The sequence below is a fragment of the Halovibrio sp. HP20-59 genome, from assembly GCF_033052795.2.
In the GTDB taxonomy this organism is placed as follows: domain Bacteria; phylum Pseudomonadota; class Gammaproteobacteria; order Pseudomonadales; family Halomonadaceae; genus Vreelandella.
In genome coordinates this window covers 1-349 of record NZ_JAWJUW020000060.1, presented here as the reverse complement: position 1 = coordinate 349, position 349 = coordinate 1, and the positions used below count along the sequence as shown (strand labels likewise).

The window sequence follows — 349 nt, the reverse complement described above, 5'->3', positions numbered from 1 at the left end:
GGGCCTGCCCCCGCGCCGGGGCGCCCCCCCGCCCGCGTCCCCCTGCCCCTCCTGTTGCGCCGCCGCCCCCCCCAGCCGCGCGCTCCCCGGCTGCCCGCGCTCGCCCCCCGGCCCCGCCCGCTCCCCCCCGCCCCGCCGCTGCGCCCCAGCCCGCCCCCGCCGCCGCCCACCAGCCCCGAGCCTTTTTTTACCGCGGCAGACTTTTCTGCGCTGGGTTGGAGGGTGGGCTGGTTTTGCGAAGTGCTCTCTCCCGAGCATGATTTTTCTGAGCTGCCTGGGCGGCAGCGCACTGAGAGCGTCTGTCCTTTCCAGCCGAAGGCAAGTTACTTAGCTGCCTGGGCGGCAGCGC

1 protein-coding gene is annotated in these 349 nt (G+C 75.4%); it reads left to right on the top strand.

The window, feature by feature from the left end; all coding sequences use genetic code 11:
• Positions 1-54 precede the first annotated feature (54 nt).
• Positions 55-349 (top strand): hypothetical protein (locus RZA33_RS19380; protein ID WP_322976230.1); only part of this gene is annotated, 295 nt, incomplete at its 3' end.